The sequence below is a fragment of the Paraclostridium dentum genome (assembly GCF_048568265.1).
Lineage (GTDB): Bacteria > Bacillota > Clostridia > Peptostreptococcales > Peptostreptococcaceae > Paraclostridium > Paraclostridium dentum.
The window spans coordinates 3,028,941-3,045,930 of the sequence record NZ_CP183813.1 but is presented as its reverse complement, the minus strand read 5'-3'; the positions used below and the strand labels follow the sequence as shown (position 1 = coordinate 3,045,930).

At 26.6% G+C, this 16,990-nt stretch carries 16 protein-coding genes and 1 other annotated feature; of the genes, 12 read left to right on the top strand and 4 right to left on the bottom strand.

Annotated elements, in window-relative coordinates; genetic code table 11:
* Positions 1–145: 145 nt before the first annotated feature.
* Positions 146–658, top strand: coding sequence for a DUF3189 family protein (locus tag ACN6I1_RS14280; protein WP_419742285.1), 513 nt, complete (start codon positions 146–148; stop codon positions 656–658).
* 50 nt (positions 659–708) lie between these two features.
* Here ACN6I1_RS14280 and ACN6I1_RS14275 read toward each other — a convergent pair whose 3' ends face one another.
* Positions 709–1,194, bottom strand: a complete 486-nt coding sequence (locus ACN6I1_RS14275; protein WP_419742284.1) for a DUF2798 domain-containing protein — start codon at positions 1,192–1,194, stop codon at positions 709–711.
* A gap of 159 nt (positions 1,195–1,353) precedes the next feature.
* Between ACN6I1_RS14275 and ACN6I1_RS14270 the strand changes: the two genes are divergently transcribed.
* From ACN6I1_RS14270 to ACN6I1_RS14255, 4 genes are all read left to right on the top strand, one after another.
* Positions 1,354–1,788: a MarR family winged helix-turn-helix transcriptional regulator gene (locus ACN6I1_RS14270; RefSeq protein WP_419742283.1), complete on the top strand. Its 435-nt coding sequence runs from the start codon at positions 1,354–1,356 to the stop codon at positions 1,786–1,788.
* Between the two features lie 78 nt (positions 1,789–1,866).
* Entirely contained in the window at positions 1,867–2,619 is a 753-nt protein-coding gene (locus ACN6I1_RS14265) for a hypothetical protein (protein ID WP_419742282.1), read from the top strand.
* 564 nt (positions 2,620–3,183) lie between these two features.
* A complete protein-coding gene (locus ACN6I1_RS14260) occupies positions 3,184–4,710 on the top strand; it encodes a M4 family metallopeptidase (protein WP_419742281.1) in 1,527 nt (508 codons plus the stop codon).
* A 139-nt stretch (positions 4,711–4,849) separates the two neighbouring features.
* Positions 4,850–5,106, top strand: a binding site (T-box leader).
* A gap of 145 nt (positions 5,107–5,251) precedes the next feature.
* The gene (locus ACN6I1_RS14255; RefSeq protein WP_419742280.1) at positions 5,252–5,818 is read left to right on the top strand and encodes a tryptophan transporter; all 567 of its coding nucleotides are present in this window, start codon (positions 5,252–5,254) and stop codon (positions 5,816–5,818) included.
* 70 nt (positions 5,819–5,888) lie between these two features.
* On the opposite strand, the gene ACN6I1_RS14250 is transcribed toward ACN6I1_RS14255, so the two are convergent.
* Complete coding sequence (locus tag ACN6I1_RS14250; RefSeq protein WP_419742279.1) at positions 5,889–7,268, bottom strand: GntP family permease; 1,380 nt, start codon at positions 7,266–7,268, stop codon at positions 5,889–5,891.
* 371 nt (positions 7,269–7,639) lie between these two features.
* Here ACN6I1_RS14250 and ACN6I1_RS14245 point away from each other — a divergent pair, with 371 nt between their 5' ends.
* The 4 genes from ACN6I1_RS14245 (at position 7,640) to ACN6I1_RS14230 (ending at position 11,538) form a co-directional block, all read left to right on the top strand.
* A complete protein-coding gene (locus tag ACN6I1_RS14245; protein WP_419742278.1) occupies positions 7,640–8,974 on the top strand; it encodes a WD40/YVTN/BNR-like repeat-containing protein in 1,335 nt (444 codons plus the stop codon).
* A gap of 231 nt (positions 8,975–9,205) precedes the next feature.
* On the top strand, positions 9,206–9,562 hold the full coding sequence (locus ACN6I1_RS14240) for a phage holin family protein (RefSeq protein ID WP_278548839.1): 357 nt from the start codon (positions 9,206–9,208) through the stop codon (positions 9,560–9,562).
* A 157-nt stretch (positions 9,563–9,719) separates the two neighbouring features.
* Positions 9,720–10,160, top strand: a complete 441-nt coding sequence (locus tag ACN6I1_RS14235) for a MarR family winged helix-turn-helix transcriptional regulator (protein WP_220796676.1) — start codon at positions 9,720–9,722, stop codon at positions 10,158–10,160.
* 16 nt (positions 10,161–10,176) lie between these two features.
* Positions 10,177–11,538, top strand: a complete 1,362-nt coding sequence (locus ACN6I1_RS14230) for an MATE family efflux transporter (RefSeq protein ID WP_419742277.1) — start codon at positions 10,177–10,179, stop codon at positions 11,536–11,538.
* Positions 11,539–11,677: 139 nt separating this feature from the next.
* Here ACN6I1_RS14230 and ACN6I1_RS14225 read toward each other — a convergent pair whose 3' ends face one another.
* Complete coding sequence (locus ACN6I1_RS14225) at positions 11,678–12,352, bottom strand: zinc-ribbon domain-containing protein (protein ID WP_419742276.1); 675 nt, start codon at positions 12,350–12,352, stop codon at positions 11,678–11,680.
* Between the two features lie 277 nt (positions 12,353–12,629).
* On the opposite strand from ACN6I1_RS14225, the gene ACN6I1_RS14220 reads away from it, so the two are divergent.
* The 3 genes from ACN6I1_RS14220 to ACN6I1_RS14210 all read left to right on the top strand — a co-directional run bounded on the left by ACN6I1_RS14220 (position 12,630) and on the right by ACN6I1_RS14210 (position 15,254).
* Positions 12,630–13,685 (top strand): ABC transporter substrate-binding protein, encoded by a 1,056-nt coding sequence (locus ACN6I1_RS14220; protein WP_419742275.1) that lies wholly within the window; start codon positions 12,630–12,632, stop codon positions 13,683–13,685.
* 199 nt (positions 13,686–13,884) lie between these two features.
* A complete protein-coding gene (locus tag ACN6I1_RS14215; protein WP_419742274.1) occupies positions 13,885–14,292 on the top strand; it encodes a bacteriohemerythrin in 408 nt (135 codons plus the stop codon).
* A 131-nt stretch (positions 14,293–14,423) separates the two neighbouring features.
* Complete coding sequence (locus ACN6I1_RS14210; RefSeq protein ID WP_419742273.1) at positions 14,424–15,254, top strand: aldo/keto reductase; 831 nt, start codon at positions 14,424–14,426, stop codon at positions 15,252–15,254.
* 112 nt (positions 15,255–15,366) lie between these two features.
* On the opposite strand, the gene ACN6I1_RS14205 is transcribed toward ACN6I1_RS14210, so the two are convergent.
* Positions 15,367–16,794, bottom strand: a complete 1,428-nt coding sequence (locus ACN6I1_RS14205; RefSeq protein ID WP_419742272.1) for an MDR family MFS transporter — start codon at positions 16,792–16,794, stop codon at positions 15,367–15,369.
* Positions 16,795–16,990: the final 196 nt, after the last annotated feature.

Here is a 16,990-nt window from a genome sequence, read left to right as displayed (position 1 = left end):
ACTAAAAAATTAAAATAGATAAAAACCTCTCGTATTTATATATAAAATGAGAGGTTTTTGTTTTTAAAAGGTTGTTTAATATTTACATATAATGCATATACTACTTTTATTGAAAAAGCAAACAATGAGAAAATAGGTGGTTTTAATGATATACATATATAATTGTTACGGAGGAACTCATTCTTCTATAATCGCAGTTGCATATCACTTGGAAATGTTAGATGAGAATAGAGAACCAACTAAGGAGGAAATATTGAATTTGCCTAACTTTAATAAGCTTGTATATGGAAATCGTGGAGAACTTTTTCATTATGGAAGTGATAAAGATGGAAATGAAGTTTATGCTATGGGAAGAGGGCGTTCTAAGATTTTAATTCCTGGATTATATAATTTAGCATCTATGCTACATAAACAAAATTTATTAGACGAAAAAATAATATTTTCTAACACTTCACCAACAGTTCCATTACCAATGACACTTGGAGGGTTATTCTCTAGATGGCTAAAAATTGATTTTATAGGAGTTCCTTTACTTATAAAGGGAGTAAAAAAATCATATAAAGATGTTATACAACTTGTAAATGATACAAAGAGTATAGCAAATGAAGATAAAGAAACTGTAATTATTTTAGATAATAAATATGTTAAGAAAAAATAGCGTTAATCCAAATTTAAAGGGTTAAGGCTATTTTTATATTAACTTAATTTTTAGACAGCTTTTCTTTGATTATCAATATGTGTAATAGGAGGAAATAGCTTAAAGAATAAAAATCTCATTAAAGGCGATACAATTAGTAAGTTTAAAGGTATTGCAAATATAAAATTTGTAAACATAGCAATAATATAAGCATAAATGAAATTTGAAGATAATCCTATATTAGTAGCTACTCCGAATAATGACATCCAAATAACCATACCGCATCCTGTAAAAAATGACATACATAGTCCTACTTTTGCCATACTATCACTTGGGTTTAATATTTTACTTGAAATAAATTTTACAATTCTCCCGACTATGAAGATATCTCCTATTAGTGCATATACAAAAGCTAAAGGGAATCCCATTATTGCATGTTTAAATATATTTAATGAAAAACCTTCAATTATAGCTATATTATAGCAACTCATAATAAACACCATTGTTGTACATATCATCAATATAAATATAAAATGTTCTTTTTTGTTTTTAAACAATTTAAATACCTCTCTTTTTCTCTTATTGTCAACTTAGTTGACTAAAGTATAATATCATCTTTGAATTAAAAATGTCAACTAAGTTTACTAAAATTATATTGTTTATTTGTAAATTTATATATAATATATAAATAGATTTAATAAAAAAGGAGTATTAATATGAATTCAAATTTTCAGAGTTTAAATATAATAGATTTAATAAGTGAAAAGCATGCAAAGCTTAGAAAAATGGTTATAGAAACTTGGGTTGAAATGGGAGAAGAAAGAGTTACTGATACAGAATCATATATGCTTGCGCTGATTGAAAAAGATAAATTAACAGTGGCGCAGATTGGAAGGATAATAGGGATATCACGTCAAGGGGCTCATAAATGTGCAAAAGGTTTAATTGAAAGAGGATATATTATGATAGAAAATAAAGATATAAATTCTAGAGACAAGGTGCTTTATTTGACTGAAAAAGGATTGAGGTTTTGTAAAGAAACATTAATTTTAAAAGAGAAATTTCAAAATGAAATTATAAATTCTATAGGTGAAGAGAAATTTCAAATATTAAAAGATTGTTTAATCCAAAATTGGTTTGAGGCTTATTAACATAAAGAATCTATAGTTCATAGTATATTAGTAAATGTCATATTATGCGAAATATATTTTTAAAAGGAGTGCCTAAGTATGAACAATGAAACTGCTATGATTGTAGATATACCCTTTAATACAGATACAAACCCGTTTTGGCCAGAATTTGATGATAGATTTATTGATGTAAAAAAACAATCAAAAACAAAAGATTGGATTGATTATAGAATAGATATATTTATGAAATATACGGGTAAAAGCTTGATTAATCAAACTAATCAAGACTTTAAATGTGTTGTGAGATATGCAAAAGAAAGTGAAAATTTAATATTTGATGCATTATCTAAATATCCAAAACTTCCTGAAAATATAATTTTTACAGATGATGGAGATAGTTATATAGAAAAATTAATAGATGGATATAAATATATTTATCATATTAGGATCGATAGTGATAATATGTTTTCTAGTAGCTATATAGAAGAGTTAAGCAAGGTTAAATATCATGAAGAACTGCAATGCATATTAAGTCAAAATGGATATTTATATGATTCAAATGAAAATAGATTAGCTGATATGTTCCACACATCTCCTTCAGTTTATGCACTTGTATATACAGTAGATGATTTTATATGTGGGTTCCAACATCGATTAGAAAATAGTCATTGGGGTGCTGTTAAACTAGTGAAAGAAGTGATTGAAAGTCATAGCTATGCATTAATTACTCATAAAAAAAATATTGATAATAACTTTGATCTTATACTTCAAGTAGGATATCCGCTTATAAGGACGAAAGAAATGTTTGGAGAAGAAAAAGAAATAGTTTTAAAAGAGTTTAATTTAATATAAAAAATTAAGTATTAAAGTAGAAGTTTAGTTATCAAATGATAATGACTTTTTTACTTTTTATTTGGTAAATTTAACAATTGATTTTAATGGCTTGTACTTAAGTGTATGAGCCATTTTTAGATTAAATCTAGATAATTAAAGTTAGCAATCTAAATATTTTTTTCTGGAAATAGTTGACAATCTAACTATACGTATATAATATCTATATTGAAAGACTACATAATTATGTTAAAGTAATACCAAAATTTTGTATACAAAATGATTTTCAAAAAGAAACAAATCTTTTATTTTCAATCTTTTACCAATAAAATAAATAAAAATAGATATTTTTTTAAGTATTAATTTGTTGTTTATATAATAAATATAGACAATATTTATGTTATTTTTTTATATTAAACTGTATTCTAAAAACATTCCTCTTAAATTTTACAAAAACAAAAACTTCAAAATTGACAGTCTGAAGGCTTAACTAATATTTTTTATGCATTAATTTAATGTTATTTAAGTTAGGGTTAAAATTTTCAAAAGTATTAATTAAAAATTTAACAAGGGAGATGGATTTTAATGTTTAAAAGAAATTTAGCTATTTTAACAATTGCAGGGTTATCTTGCGGATTTTTAGCACCTACAGTAAGTTTTGCAGATAGTCAAACTAAGGAAGAATTACCTCAAGCTTATAATGTTACAGCAGATAAAGATTTAAAAGATGTATTAAAAAATGTATCTGAAGATTACAAGGTAAAAGATAATGCAGATCAATATGAATTAGTTAAAAAAGAAAAAGATGACTTAGGATTTACTCACTATACTCTAAAACCTAAAGCTGATGGGTATTTTGCAGATACAGCTGAGGTTAAAATACACACAGATAAAGATGGAAAAGTTGTTTTTGTAAATGGTGATTTGGATCAAGGTAAATTAGAAGTTAAAAATGAAACTAAAATAGATAAAGATAAAGCTATTGAGTTAGCTTTTAAATCAATAGAAAAATCACGTGATGAAGTTAAAAACTTATCAGGCGAAGATACAATCCAAGATGCTAAAATTGTTGTTGATGAAAAAACTAATAGAGCTGTATATGCTTTAGATTTATCATATTCTGTTCCAGAGCCTGCTCATTGGTTAATTAAAGTAGATGCAGAAAATGGTAGTATAGTTGAAAAACAAAATGTTTTAGAAGAAGCAACTCAAGCAACAGGTACTGGAATTGGTTCAGATGGACAAGTTAAAAACTTAAAAATAACTGAAGATAATGGTAAATATCAATTAGTGGATACTACTCATAAAGGTCAAATAATAACTAAAAGTTTTGAAGCTTTTAAAGGTGATACAACAGTTGGAAATATTATTACAAATATAAAAAACTTCTTCGATCAAGATAAAGCAGCTGTAGATGCTCACTATTTTACAGATCAAGTTTATAACTACTACAAAGATACTCACAATAGAGAAAGTTATGATGGTAAAGGATCAGATATAAATTCTTATGTTCATGTTCCTGAAGAGGATGGAAGTAGTATGAGTAATGCTTACTGGAATGGCGTAGAGATGAGTTATGGTGATGGAAATAAAACAACAGAAAATGCTTTTACAGCAGCAAATGACGTTGTTGCACATGAGATAACACATGGGGTTACATCATCATCAGCAGATTTAGTTTATCAATATCAACCAGGAGCATTAAATGAATCATTCTCAGATGTATTTGGTTATTTTGTAGATAGTGATGACTGGCAAATGGGAGAAGATTTATATAAAACACCAGGTGAAGCTATAAGAGATTTACAAGATCCTACAAAACATGGACAACCAGCAAATATGAAAGACTATAAAAACTATAGTATAAGATATGATAGAGGTGGAGTTCATATAAATAGTGGTATACCTAATAAAGCAGCATATAACACTATAACTAAAATAGGTAAAGAAAAAGCAGAGAAAATATACTATAGAGCTCTTACTCAATACTTAACAAGACAATCACAATTTAAAGATGCTAAAAGTTCTTTAATTCAATCAGCAAAAGACCTTTATGGTGATCAAGTAGCTAATGATGTTAAATCTGCATGGGATCAAGTTGGAGTAAAATAATCTAAGTCTTAAAATAAATTAGTAAACTTTTTAATATATTACTCATATAAATAAATCATATTAATTTATATATGAGTAGCTATTAAAAAATAAATTGACAAATAAAGTTGTATAGAATATTATTTAAAATAACTTTAATATAAATCCTAAGAAAAGGGATAGTAGCTAAATTTAGGTTCAATATAGAGAGCTGAGGATGGTGGAATCTTGGCAAGAAGTGATTTAGTGAATGGGCCTTTGAGGAGTAAATTGAAATCACAAGTATGTGAGAGTAGATTTTACCGTGTGTCGCACGTTATAGCGAATAGGGTATGATAGTACCTGAAATTGAGTGATGTACAAATAAATTTTTTGTACATAAATTAGGTGGCAACGCGGATAGACTCCGTCCTATTAATATAGGACGGAGTTTTTTAATTTCAAAAATTAAAGGTGGTGATAAATATGATGTGAACAGGTATCTCAAAAGACAGGGATTTATATCATTGGAAATTTGCAATGAAAAATAATAATTATTTTAAAAAATTAGGAGGACATAATTATGAAAACAAATACAAGAAAATTAGTTTTAAACTCTCTATTATTAGCGATTGGGCTACTATTGCATCAAATAACACCAACTATCGGCTTGCCAATTCAGCCAGATATGACATTGATAATGTTATTTACTATAATAATTTTAAATAAAGATGATTATAAAACTTCACTTGTATGTGGAGTGATAACTGGAATTTTTACTGCATTGACTACAAAGTTTCCAGGAGGGCAATTACCGAATATATTAGATAAAGTTATTACAACAAATATAATATATGCTTTAGTATTTATTATGTATAAGTTTCCATTTATAAAAAAATTTAAAGAAAAAACTCAAGATTTTATAATATCTTTAATAATATTACCAATAGGAACATTAGTAAGTGGAACAACTTTTTTATTATCTGCATTAGTTTTAGTAGGATTACCTGGGACGTTCAAATCATTATTTTTAGTAGCAGTAGTTCCTGCAGTTTTAATTAATTTAATTTGTGGATTGTTTTTAATAAAGGTAGTAAGCGTTTCTGTAAAAAGGATAGGATATAAGGATTTAAAAAGTATAAGTAAATAAGTTTTTAAAACATTAAATTATTTTTATATAAGAAGAGATATTAAAAAAATAATAATCTCTTCTTATATAATTAAACTGCAAATTTAAGAGAAATTAATATTACAACTATAGCGGTTGTTAAAATAGGTATAACTACAGAAGTGACAAAAATATCTTTATAAGATTCTTTGTGAGTTAACCCACAAATAGCAAGTGTAGTAATTACAGCTCCATTATGAGGTAGAGTATCTAATCCACCAGAAGAAAGAGAAGCTATTCTATGGAGAATTTCAGGAGAAATATTTAAAGCATGACTCATTTGTAAATAAGTAGGTGCAAGTGCATCCAGCGATATTCCAAGTCCTCCTGAAGCTGAAGCTGTAAGTCCACAAATCAAGTTTACTGATAAAGCTTCTGATATTATTGGATTTGATGAAATACCAAAAATAAATGTTTGAATAACACTAAATACTACCAATGATTTTATAACACTTCCATATCCAACAATTGCGCTTGAATTAAGAAGTGGTCTGAAGGAATTAGAAACACCTGTATCTAGAACTGATTTTAAATTTTTTATGTTTTTGTAGTTAGTTAATATTATAAATAAATCAGCTAGGACTATTGCAATTATAACACTCCAAGTTCCAGAAACATTACTTAAAGTAGTATTAAAACTACTTAAATATTCCCCATTTATATTTTCATAATAAACTTTTGAAAAGAACAAATTAGTAATAAAAATTATAATTATAGGGGTAACAGCTTTAAATATATTAGGTAAATTTTCATAATTTTCATCAATAGAACTATCATTATGTTTGCCGTAACCTTCGTTATTTTTTCTAGCAGATTTAACACGCTTAGTAAGCCATAACATTCCAAGTATTAGCATTAAGACACTTGCAAAAATTCCTATAATAGGGGCTGCGAATGTATCTGTACCAAAGTATTTCATAGGTATAACATTTTGAATTTCTGGAGAGCCGGGCATAGCTGTCATTGTAAAAGTAAATGCACCAAGGGCTATAGTTCCAGGAATAAGTCTTTTAGGAATATCAGCTTCTTTAAATAACATAGATGCAATTGGATAAAGTATAAATGCAACAACAAATAATGAAACTCCTCCATATGTAAGAAGTGATCCAGATAAAACAACAGCTAATACAGATTTATTTTTTCCGAGTTTCTTAGTTATAAAATGAGCTATAGATTTTGCATATCCAGCTTCCTCCATTAATTTTGCAAAAACCGCACCGGTCATAAAAAGAGGGAAGTAGTTTTTTATAAAATTTGCAAACCCAACCATATATACTTCTGTATAATTTGCCATTAGATGGCTATCAAATCCTGTAGTAAGAATTATTGTTAATAGAGAAACTATTGGGGCCGTTATTATTGTTGAGTACCCTTTATAAGCAAGGTACATTATAATTATCAATGATAAAATTAATCCTAAGATGCTAAACATTATTAATCAATGTCATAAAAATTATGACAATCTCCTTTCGTTATTTTATAAGGTATATGAATACCTATTTATTTTACCCGGTAAAAAATATATAAAACATTAATAATAATGATAATGATTTCTAGTTTTGAAAATTAATCTAAAAAGCAACTTTTATACTCTATTAAGCTCATGTCATAAAATAAGGAAAATATAGTGCTATAATTTATATGCAAGATATATAAACAATTTACAAATTTTGACTAGGGGTGATTATTATATTTAGGGAAAATTTTAAAAAAATACTTATTTCTTTGATAACAAATCCAATATTGATACTTTTATATTGGGCGTTTTGTTATGAATTATCTTCGTTATGTATGTATGGAAGAATGAATAATAATATTTATATCTTTTTTATAAGCCTATTATTGATAATATGTATAGTTTTATTTACTATATTTAAAGTCACAAAAAACAAATACTATAAATACAGTAAAACAATTAAATTTAAATACATTTTTATTATAATTATTTTAACTATAACATCATTTTACGGAGTTAAAATATACAAGAGCTCAGTAAATTATGGAGGAAAGTTATCTTGGGTTATAGAACGATTAAAAAGTGAAAGAAAAGTAAAATTTGAAAATAATAATATATATGAAGATGGTGTTGGAGGCATATTTGAAGACATTAATAAAAAATATAAGTTGCCAAAAGAATTGTATATGTCAGATAACTTTTCATTAAAATTTAAACCAGATGGAACAATTACATCTTTTGATACATTTATATATGGAAAAGATGATAAAGGGAAAGAAAAAAGTTATTTAATAAGCTATGATAAAAATAAGTCTAAGGATATTACATTAATTTTAAATGGTTATGCTAATCCTAAATATAACTATGATAAATTATTAAACCCATTAATCGAAACAGTTAAAGTTATTCCGGTTAAGGAAACTGTTGATAAGTGGAATCAAGATAGTTATGGATTAGTTTACTATGGAAAAAGAAATTGGGGATATAATTCTGATGGAATTATCAATATCAATGAAAAGGGAGAATTATCAGGTATTGAGCAAACAGATTCTAAAATTGTGGGATACACTGTATCTTTATTTACTCCAGGTAACGAAGGCATAACTCCTGCTAGATATAATTTAGTAAACAATTCAAGTTGGAGTAAATCATGTTTACTTCCTCAGCCAGAAGATTATGAGCAGGAATATGGAGGAGCAGATAAAAGTAAAGAAGAATTTTATCTAACGAAAGAAGTAGGCTATAAAGCTAATTTAGTAGATAAAGCATTAGGAAGTAGTTTATATTCACTTAGCAAGACTACAGATTCAGGCAAAATATGGGAAGTTATAAATGAAGATCCTTTTAATGACACAATTGGAAGTGTCGGAGGAATTAAGTTTATAAATGATAATATTGGATTTATAACTACGATAAGACCTTCTGGTACCGAAGGATCATTATATCGTACAGATGATGGAGGTGCATCCTTTAAACCTGTAGAATATCCTATAGAGGAAGTAACACTAGATAATGGAGGTGTTATAAAGCCATTTGATATGCCAGGTATACCTTATGAGAAGGATGGAGTTTTATATATGTCAATTGGACAAGGCCCAGATGGTGATTATAAAGGAGATACTGAAGCTCTTTACAAATCAAAAAATCAAGGTGAAACTTGGGAATTTGTAAATCTACATTAAAAAATTAAATTATGAATTTAAGAAAAACGTACTTATTAATAAGTACGTTTTTTATGCAAAAAAAATTAAAATTTGAAAGATAAAAATTATATAAGGGATATTTTAAAATAGAGTGGTTAATATATGACTATAAAGTAGAAAAGTAAAAATAGTATAAATTTAATTATTTATATCTACTTTATTATTTGTAAAAATAAATAAAAAATTACTTTATTTTAAGGAGTGACTTTTATGGTACATGAAAATGGTAATGATAATAGTATAATGAGATGGATAGGAAGATTTCTATTAGTTGCAGTTATTTTAGTTATAACATCATTTGTAACACCAGGATTTACAATACAGGGTATATGGTCATTTTTATTAGCAGCTGTTGTAATTTCAGTATTAGACTATTTAGTAGAAATGTTTATGGGAGTAGATGCATCTCCTTTTGGAAAAGGAATAAAAGGATTTTTAATAGCAGCAATAATAATATATGCAGCTCAATTTTTAGTACCTAATATGGGCGTATCTATTATAGGTGCTTTAATAGCAGCTGTAGTTATAGGAATTTTAGATGCTATATTCCCTGCGAAAGCTATGTAAATCACATATTAAAATAAAAAGCACTAACTAACGTAGTTAGTGCTTTTTATTTTAATATAAATAGTTTTAAATAAAACTTTTTGTTTGAACCTTGTTTATGGTGGTATATAATAAAAAGTAATATAGTTTTATTTAAAACTAATAAAGGGGAGAGCTTATGAAAAATTTGAATTTTATAGAAAACTTAATGATTATACACCATTTTACAAAAAATGTATTTAAATACTCGGCAATCAAAGCATTAGATTCTAATCTTAATGAAACACATGCAAAAATTTTACTGTTTGTTCATAAACATGAACACAAACAAATGAGTAAGATTAATGAATTTATAGGAATTCAAAAAGGGGCATTTACAACATCCGTGGATATTTTAATTGATAACGGATATGTAGTAAAAGTTAAATCAAAAAAAGATAAGAGATTTACTAATTTAGAGTTAACTCAAAAAGGTGAACAAATTGCAGTTGAGTTAGAAGAGAATTTATATAAAAGTATAAATGATATGTTTGACAGTATGGAAGATGAAGAAAGAAAAGAAATAAATGAAGCTTTAAGTACACTATCAAGATTTTGTATAAAAAATAGAAGAAAGTGACAAATAGGAGGATAAAATGGAAGATAAAAAAATTAGACTTTTAAGAGATGAAAAAGTTTCAAAAGCTATACTAAAATTATCAATACCTATGGTTATGGGTATGATGATTCAAGTTTTATATAATTTAGTAGATACTTACTTTATAGGAATGTTAAATGATGCAAATCAGTTAGCGGCAGCAAATATATCACTTCCTGTATTTATGATGCTTATGGCTATTGCAGGAATTGTAGGATCAGGAGCATCTTCATATATATCAAGATGTTTAGGAAATAAGGATTATGAAGAAGCGAATAAGACTATATCGATAGCGACTGGTATTTTGATTATAATGAGTATAATTGTTATGATAGCTGGTATATTTATGTCTCCTAACATTGCAAAAGGATTAGGGGCAAATGAAGCTACTTTGAATTATACGTATAAGTATATAGTTATAATGTTTATTGGAGCAATTCCTGTAATGTGTAGTTATGCATTAGGGCAACTTCTAAGATCGGAAGGAAATATAATGCAATCTGTAATAGGTCTTACATTAGGAACTGTTGTAAATATAGTTTTAGATCCAGTTTTTATATTTGGGCTTAATATGGAAATAACTGGAGCTGCAATAGCTACTATAATAGGTCAAACATCAACTTTAATTTATTTTACTTATGCATTTTTAAAAGGAAAAACTACTTTGAAAATAAATTTAAAGAAATTTAAATATGATAAGAGTATATTTAAAGAAATATTTACAATAGGAGTTCCTGCATCACTAAATCAAATGTTAATGGGTGTAGCAACTGTTATTGTAAACAATATAGCTGTAGGTTATGGAACATTAACTGTTGCAGGTATGGGAGTTGCTATGAAAATAATGACTATAGGAACATTTGTATTCATGGGATTCTCAGCTGGATGCCAACCATTAGTTGGGTATAACTATGGATGTAATAATATTTCTAGGGTTAAAGAAATTATTAAAAAAGGCATAATAATAACTTCTATAATAGGATTAAGCTTAGCTTTAATATTTGGGGTATTTGCTAATTCTTTAATAGGATTATTTACAAGTGAGCCTGAGGTTATAAACAAAGGAGCTATAATACTTAGAGCTCTAATTATATCACTTCCTTTTGTAGGAGGTCAGATGATATCTACAACTTCAGCTCAATCTATGGGTAAAGTTGTTGTAGCATTTATATTATCTATATCAAGACAAGGATTACTATATATGCCTCTTTTAATTATATTAAATAAAGTATTTGGTTTTTCAGGATTTATTTATGCTCAACCTATAACTGATATGATTATGCTAACATTCTCATCTATTTTATTATTTAAGGTGATGCCTAAAGAGCATAATAGTTACGAATTAAAAGAAGAACTTTAATTAAACAAAACACTACAGCAGGGACAGGTACGCGTTGTAGAATTAGATGTAAGAAAAATATTAAAAAGATAATAAAAGAATATAAATAGATTTAAAAGGGTTATGTTATAAAAACTTATAGCATAACCCTTTTAATTAACTAATAATAATAAGGACTAGACATTATAGATAATGTTAATCCCAAAAATGCTAGTATAAATAGTAATATAGGAACTAAAAAAGTTAAAACAATTGGTAATACTAAGTTAGTTCCACCTTTAGATAATAATACTCTATGTTTTATATCTTCTTTAAGCCCATCAACAGAGCTTAATTGTTTTTGTACATGTTTTAAATATAAGCTATTTCCATATAAACCACATACAATATATGTACCTATATTTAAAAACCAACCTAAGAATGGTATAAAAGCAAATATTATATTAGCTATTATTAGACCCACTCCGTATCCGTACATTTTTCTATAGAATAGCCAATTTGATGTAAGAAAGAATGATGCCCAATTCCAAGATGTACTTTTTTCTAAATCTTGCATTTCTTTAAATTTGGGTATGTAATACTCCGTATTTTTTTGAATGAAATTTATCATATCATCATTTTCCCAATCTGCTTTTAAAGAACCATCCCCACTTATATCAGTAAATTTTTTATAAGTTTCATTATTGGTAATAGTATCCTTAATGTTTGTGGTAGCATCTTTTATTGAATTTTCAATAGACTTTAAGGTATTTCCACAGTTTGAACAAAACTTATCTGATGACGAATTTTTATGTCCACATTTAGAACAAAATACAGTTTCATTATTTTTTTCCATTGTACTCCTCCTTATAAAATTTATTTTCGACCTAAAAAATTAAATAATTTCCCCTATAAAACATATTTCAAAGGATAATAACATTATTAGACCTATGTTAACAAAACAGTTTAGATTATAATACAAAAACTTATTATTTTCAATGATAAATAACCATAAAATGGAATTATAAATTTAATATGAATATTATTTAATTAAAAACTACAAAGTAAATGAGATTGACTATTTACAGTTTGGGGTATTAGAATAATCTTATATTAAAGGAAAGGATTAAAGTATGAAAAAAATATTTAAATTATTAAGCTTATCAATTTGTATTTTATTGATTGGAGCATTTTTTGTTGGATGTAGCAAAGATTCATCAGAACAAATAAGTTTTCTTAATTATGGAGAAAATATAGACAAAGAAACAGTAAAAGAATTTGAAAAAAAATATGGCATAAAGGTTAATATTGAGACCTTTGATGATATGGAAACAATGTATCAAAAAATTAGCAAAGGTGGAGTTAAATACGATGTTATTTTAGTATCTGATGCTTTAATGCCAAGAATGATTAAAAAAGGACTTATACAAGAATTAAATAAAGATAATATACCTAACATATCTCAAATGGATAAAGATTATTTAAATCTTCAAATAGATCCAGGAAATAAATATTCAGTACCTTACATGTTTGGAACAGTAGGTGTTATTTATAACAAAGATGTAGTTAAGGAAAAAGTAGACAGTTGGGATATTTTATGGGATGAAAAATATAAAAATAAAGTATTTATGTTTGATACTTATAGAGATACTATGGGAACTGCATTAAAAAAACTTGGATATTCTTTAAACTCAAAAAATCCAAAAGAAATAGAAGAAGCTAAAGAATTGTTGATAAAACAAAGAGAAACAGTAAATCCGATATATGGTGTTGATAATGGAACTACAATGATTCCAGCAGGTGAGTCTGATATAAATATGATATGGTCAGGAGAAGGATTAAATCTTCAAGATGAGAATCCTAATTTAGTTTATGTAGTTCCTAAAGAAGGAGCAAATTTCTGGATAGACAGTTTATGTATACCTAAAAATGCTGAGAATGTTGAAGGAGCAGAGAAGTTTATAAACTTTGTTAGTGATAAAGAAAGTGCATTGAGGATAGCTGATGAAATTGGATATACTACTCCAAATAAAGAAGCTAGGTTAGCTCAACCAGACAATGTAAAAAATAATCCAAATGCATATATGCCTAAAGAAATAATGGATAGATGTGAAATTTATGAAGATTTTCCAATGGATGTTAAAAAGATATATGATAATGCATGGGTAAATATAAAATCAGATAATTAATAAAAATAAGAATAAAAAAGATCTTTAAATAGATCTTTTTTATTTTTTTTTGCTATATTATTGTTAAATTTGATTTTAGATAAATTTAAAATAGATATTTTCGATAGCAATTTTGATTATGGCAATAGATTTAGAAATTAAAAAATGATATAATTTACTAAAAATTACCAAAATAAGCAAAGGATTGCGAGGAGACAAAATGGCATATAAATGGACTGATGATTTACTAACTGGTAATATACAAATTGATACAGAACATAAAGAATTAATAAAAGCAATAAATGATTTATTAGAAGCTTGTAGCAAAGGTAAGGGTAGAGCTGAATTAGAAAAGACAGTAAACTTTTTATCTTCTTATACTAGAACGCATTTTGGACATGAAGAAGTTTTACAGAAAAAATATAATTATCCTGATTACAATAATCATAAAAAGTATCACCAACATTTTATCGATACTGTTGATAATATACAGAAAAAGCTCTTAGAAGAAGGGCCAAGTATTGTCTTAGTAGGTGAAATTAATAGTAAGGTTGCTAATTGGATAATTAGTCATATAAAAAGAGAAGATGTAAAGGTTGCAGCACATATAAGAAATAATTCTAAATAATTAAAAGGAGGGTGTATTATTAAAAACATATATCCTCCTTTTTCATTTATTTTATCAGTTTATATTATGTAAGTTTACATAGTGATATAATATTAAAAAATGATTTAGATAACAAAAGGGAGGATTATTTTATGGGTAAACAATTTACTAACTTAAGTAATGGAGTAAAGATACCTCTTGTAGGATTTGGTACATACAAGTCAGGTAATGATGAAGATACATCTGAAATAGTAAAGAATGCTCTGGAAATAGGCTATAGAATGATAGATACAGCTTCATTTTATGGGAATGAAAAAGGTATAGGTAAAGGCATAAAAGAGAGTAAAATAGATAGAGAAGAAATATTTTTAGTAACAAAACTTTGGAATGAAGATCATGGATATGATAGTACTATTAAAGCTTTTAATAAGTCGTTAAAGAATTTAGATGTAGATTATATAGACTTATATCTAATCCATTGGCCAAATAAATTAAATGATGAAACATGGAAAGCTTTTGAATATTTATATTCTATAGGAAAAGTTAAAGCTATAGGAGTTTGTAATTTTAAAATAAATCACTTAGAAGAGTTAAAAAAGATTGCAACTATAATGCCAATGGTAAATCAAGTTGAGATGCACCCTTTTAGTGTTAAAAATGAAATGATTAGCTACTGTAAAGAACATGATATTCAAGTGATTGCATGGAGTCCTATAAGCAGGGGAAGAATATTTTCTAATGATTTAATGATTAACTTAGCAGAAAAATATAATGAAACAATAGCACAATTAGTATTGAGATGGCATATTCAAAAAGGGGTTATACCTATTCCAAAATCATCAAATGAAAATAGAATAAAAGAAAATATAGAAGTTTTTGATTTTGAAATTTCTACTGAAGATATGAGAAAAATTGATTTACTGAATGAAGGATATGATATATCTGTATCGAAACCACCTATAAATACTACATATAATGATTAAATATATTTTGACAATATTATTTCCCGGGACAACATATAAATCCGATTAACAAAAAAATGAAACTCTATATAGAGTTTCATTTTTTTTGTATATATTTTATAAAATTTTACATTTAATTATCATCTTTTTCTAATATGGATTTTTTACTTATAAATATTCCAGCAATAAAGCAAATCAAAGCTATAAATACTAAAGCATAGAATATATTATGGACACCATTAAAAAATGCTTCCATTATTTGATAAGCGCTAGCTCCAGAAGAATATATATTATCTGCAGTTACATTTGAAATATCTGAATTTTTAAAGTAAGAAGATATACTTGAGTTCATTAATCCTCCAAATACACTAACTCCTATTGTTTGACCAAGTGTACGAATTAATGCATTTGTTGATGTTGCAGCTCCTCTTTTTTCATAAGTAACAGCATTTTGGATAAGTATGATAAGTGTATTAAGTACACCTCCAAAACCTGCACCCATGATAAATATTATAAGAATTAGATAAATTAAATTTGTATCTGGAGTGGTAAATCTAAGTAAATAACATGTTATTGCTAAGATTAAAATAGAACCTAGAATAACTTTTTTCTCTCCAAATGTTTTAAATAATTTTACTAAAATAAAAGAACTTAAAAGCCACGTTATAGACATTGGGGCCATTAAAAGTCCAGAAATTTTTGCGCTATAGCCCATAACATTTTGAGTGTATAACGGCATGTAAACCTCTATAACCATAAGTATAACAGCTACAAAGAAACCTATTAAATTTAATAAAATTGTATCTTTCGAAAATATATCAAAAGGAACAATAGGTTCTTTTGATTTTTTTTCAATTAAGTAGAAAATTATAAGTGAAACTATAGTTAATATAGCATATATAATTTTTGTTGAACTAGATGTAGTAAATACACCTAATAATATTGAAACTATAGATATTGTTAAAAATATTGATCCGAGATAATCAATTTTAGGATTACTATTTGATAATTTTTCCTCGAAATTTTTATTAAGAAGGAAAATAGATAAAATACCAAAAGGTATATTAATAAAAAATATCCAATGCCAAGATAAGTAATCTATGAAAAATCCTCCTATAAATGGACCAAGTAGACTAGAAACACCCCATACTGTGCTTAGACATCCTTGAACCTTAGAACGTTCCTCTAAATCAAATACATCACCAACAATTGTATATGTTACGGTAAGTATAGAACCTGCACCGATACCTTGTATTGCTCTAAATGCTATTAACTGAATCATACTTTGGGAAAATCCACATAAGGCACTACCTATTAAAAATATTACTATACCGATAGAAAGCATTTTTTTTCTTCCATAAAGGTCAGACATTTTTCCATAAATAGGAGTGGAGACAGCTGAGGTTAAAAGATATGAAGAAAAAACCCAGCTCATAAGATTATATCCATTTAAACTTTTTGCTATTGTAGGCATGGCTGTAGTTACAACAGTACCTTCAAATGCAGCAAGAAACATAGAAACCATTATTGCGATAATTATATTCCGCTTTTTTTTGCTCATAAAAAAACTCCTTTCTCAATTGTTACAAAAGATAAAATACCCATGTTATAGATTATATAACCTGAGTATTTTATCTTTACATTATACTACACAAAAAAACTTCATTAAACACAAAACCTGTAAATATTATTATATTTAACAAATTAGGAATATTATTTTTTATATTGTTAAATATAAATAAACAAGTAGTCAACTA

Bases quoted from the DNA above. Each gene is read 5' to 3' on its own strand.
- ACN6I1_RS14280 (WP_419742285.1), top strand. From the start codon at position 146: ATGATATACATATATAATTGTTACGGAGGAACTCATTCTTCTATAATC.
- ACN6I1_RS14270 (WP_419742283.1), top strand. From the start codon at position 1,354: ATGAATTCAAATTTTCAGAGTTTAAATATAATAGATTTAATAAGTGAA.
- ACN6I1_RS14265 (WP_419742282.1), top strand. From the start codon at position 1,867: ATGAACAATGAAACTGCTATGATTGTAGATATACCCTTTAATACAGAT.
- ACN6I1_RS14260 (WP_419742281.1), top strand. From the start codon at position 3,184: ATGTTTAAAAGAAATTTAGCTATTTTAACAATTGCAGGGTTATCTTGC.
- ACN6I1_RS14255 (WP_419742280.1), top strand. From the start codon at position 5,252: ATGAAAACAAATACAAGAAAATTAGTTTTAAACTCTCTATTATTAGCG.
- ACN6I1_RS14250 (WP_419742279.1), bottom strand. From the start codon at position 7,268: ATGTTTAGCATCTTAGGATTAATTTTATCATTGATAATTATAATGTAC.
- ACN6I1_RS14245 (WP_419742278.1), top strand. From the start codon at position 7,640: ATGAATAATAATATTTATATCTTTTTTATAAGCCTATTATTGATAATA.
- ACN6I1_RS14240 (WP_278548839.1), top strand. From the start codon at position 9,206: ATGGTACATGAAAATGGTAATGATAATAGTATAATGAGATGGATAGGA.
- ACN6I1_RS14235 (WP_220796676.1), top strand. From the start codon at position 9,720: ATGAAAAATTTGAATTTTATAGAAAACTTAATGATTATACACCATTTT.
- ACN6I1_RS14230 (WP_419742277.1), top strand. From the start codon at position 10,177: ATGGAAGATAAAAAAATTAGACTTTTAAGAGATGAAAAAGTTTCAAAA.
- ACN6I1_RS14225 (WP_419742276.1), bottom strand. From the start codon at position 12,352: ATGGAAAAAAATAATGAAACTGTATTTTGTTCTAAATGTGGACATAAA.
- ACN6I1_RS14220 (WP_419742275.1), top strand. From the start codon at position 12,630: ATGAAAAAAATATTTAAATTATTAAGCTTATCAATTTGTATTTTATTG.
- ACN6I1_RS14215 (WP_419742274.1), top strand. From the start codon at position 13,885: ATGGCATATAAATGGACTGATGATTTACTAACTGGTAATATACAAATT.
- ACN6I1_RS14210 (WP_419742273.1), top strand. From the start codon at position 14,424: ATGGGTAAACAATTTACTAACTTAAGTAATGGAGTAAAGATACCTCTT.
- ACN6I1_RS14205 (WP_419742272.1), bottom strand. From the start codon at position 16,794: ATGAGCAAAAAAAAGCGGAATATAATTATCGCAATAATGGTTTCTATG.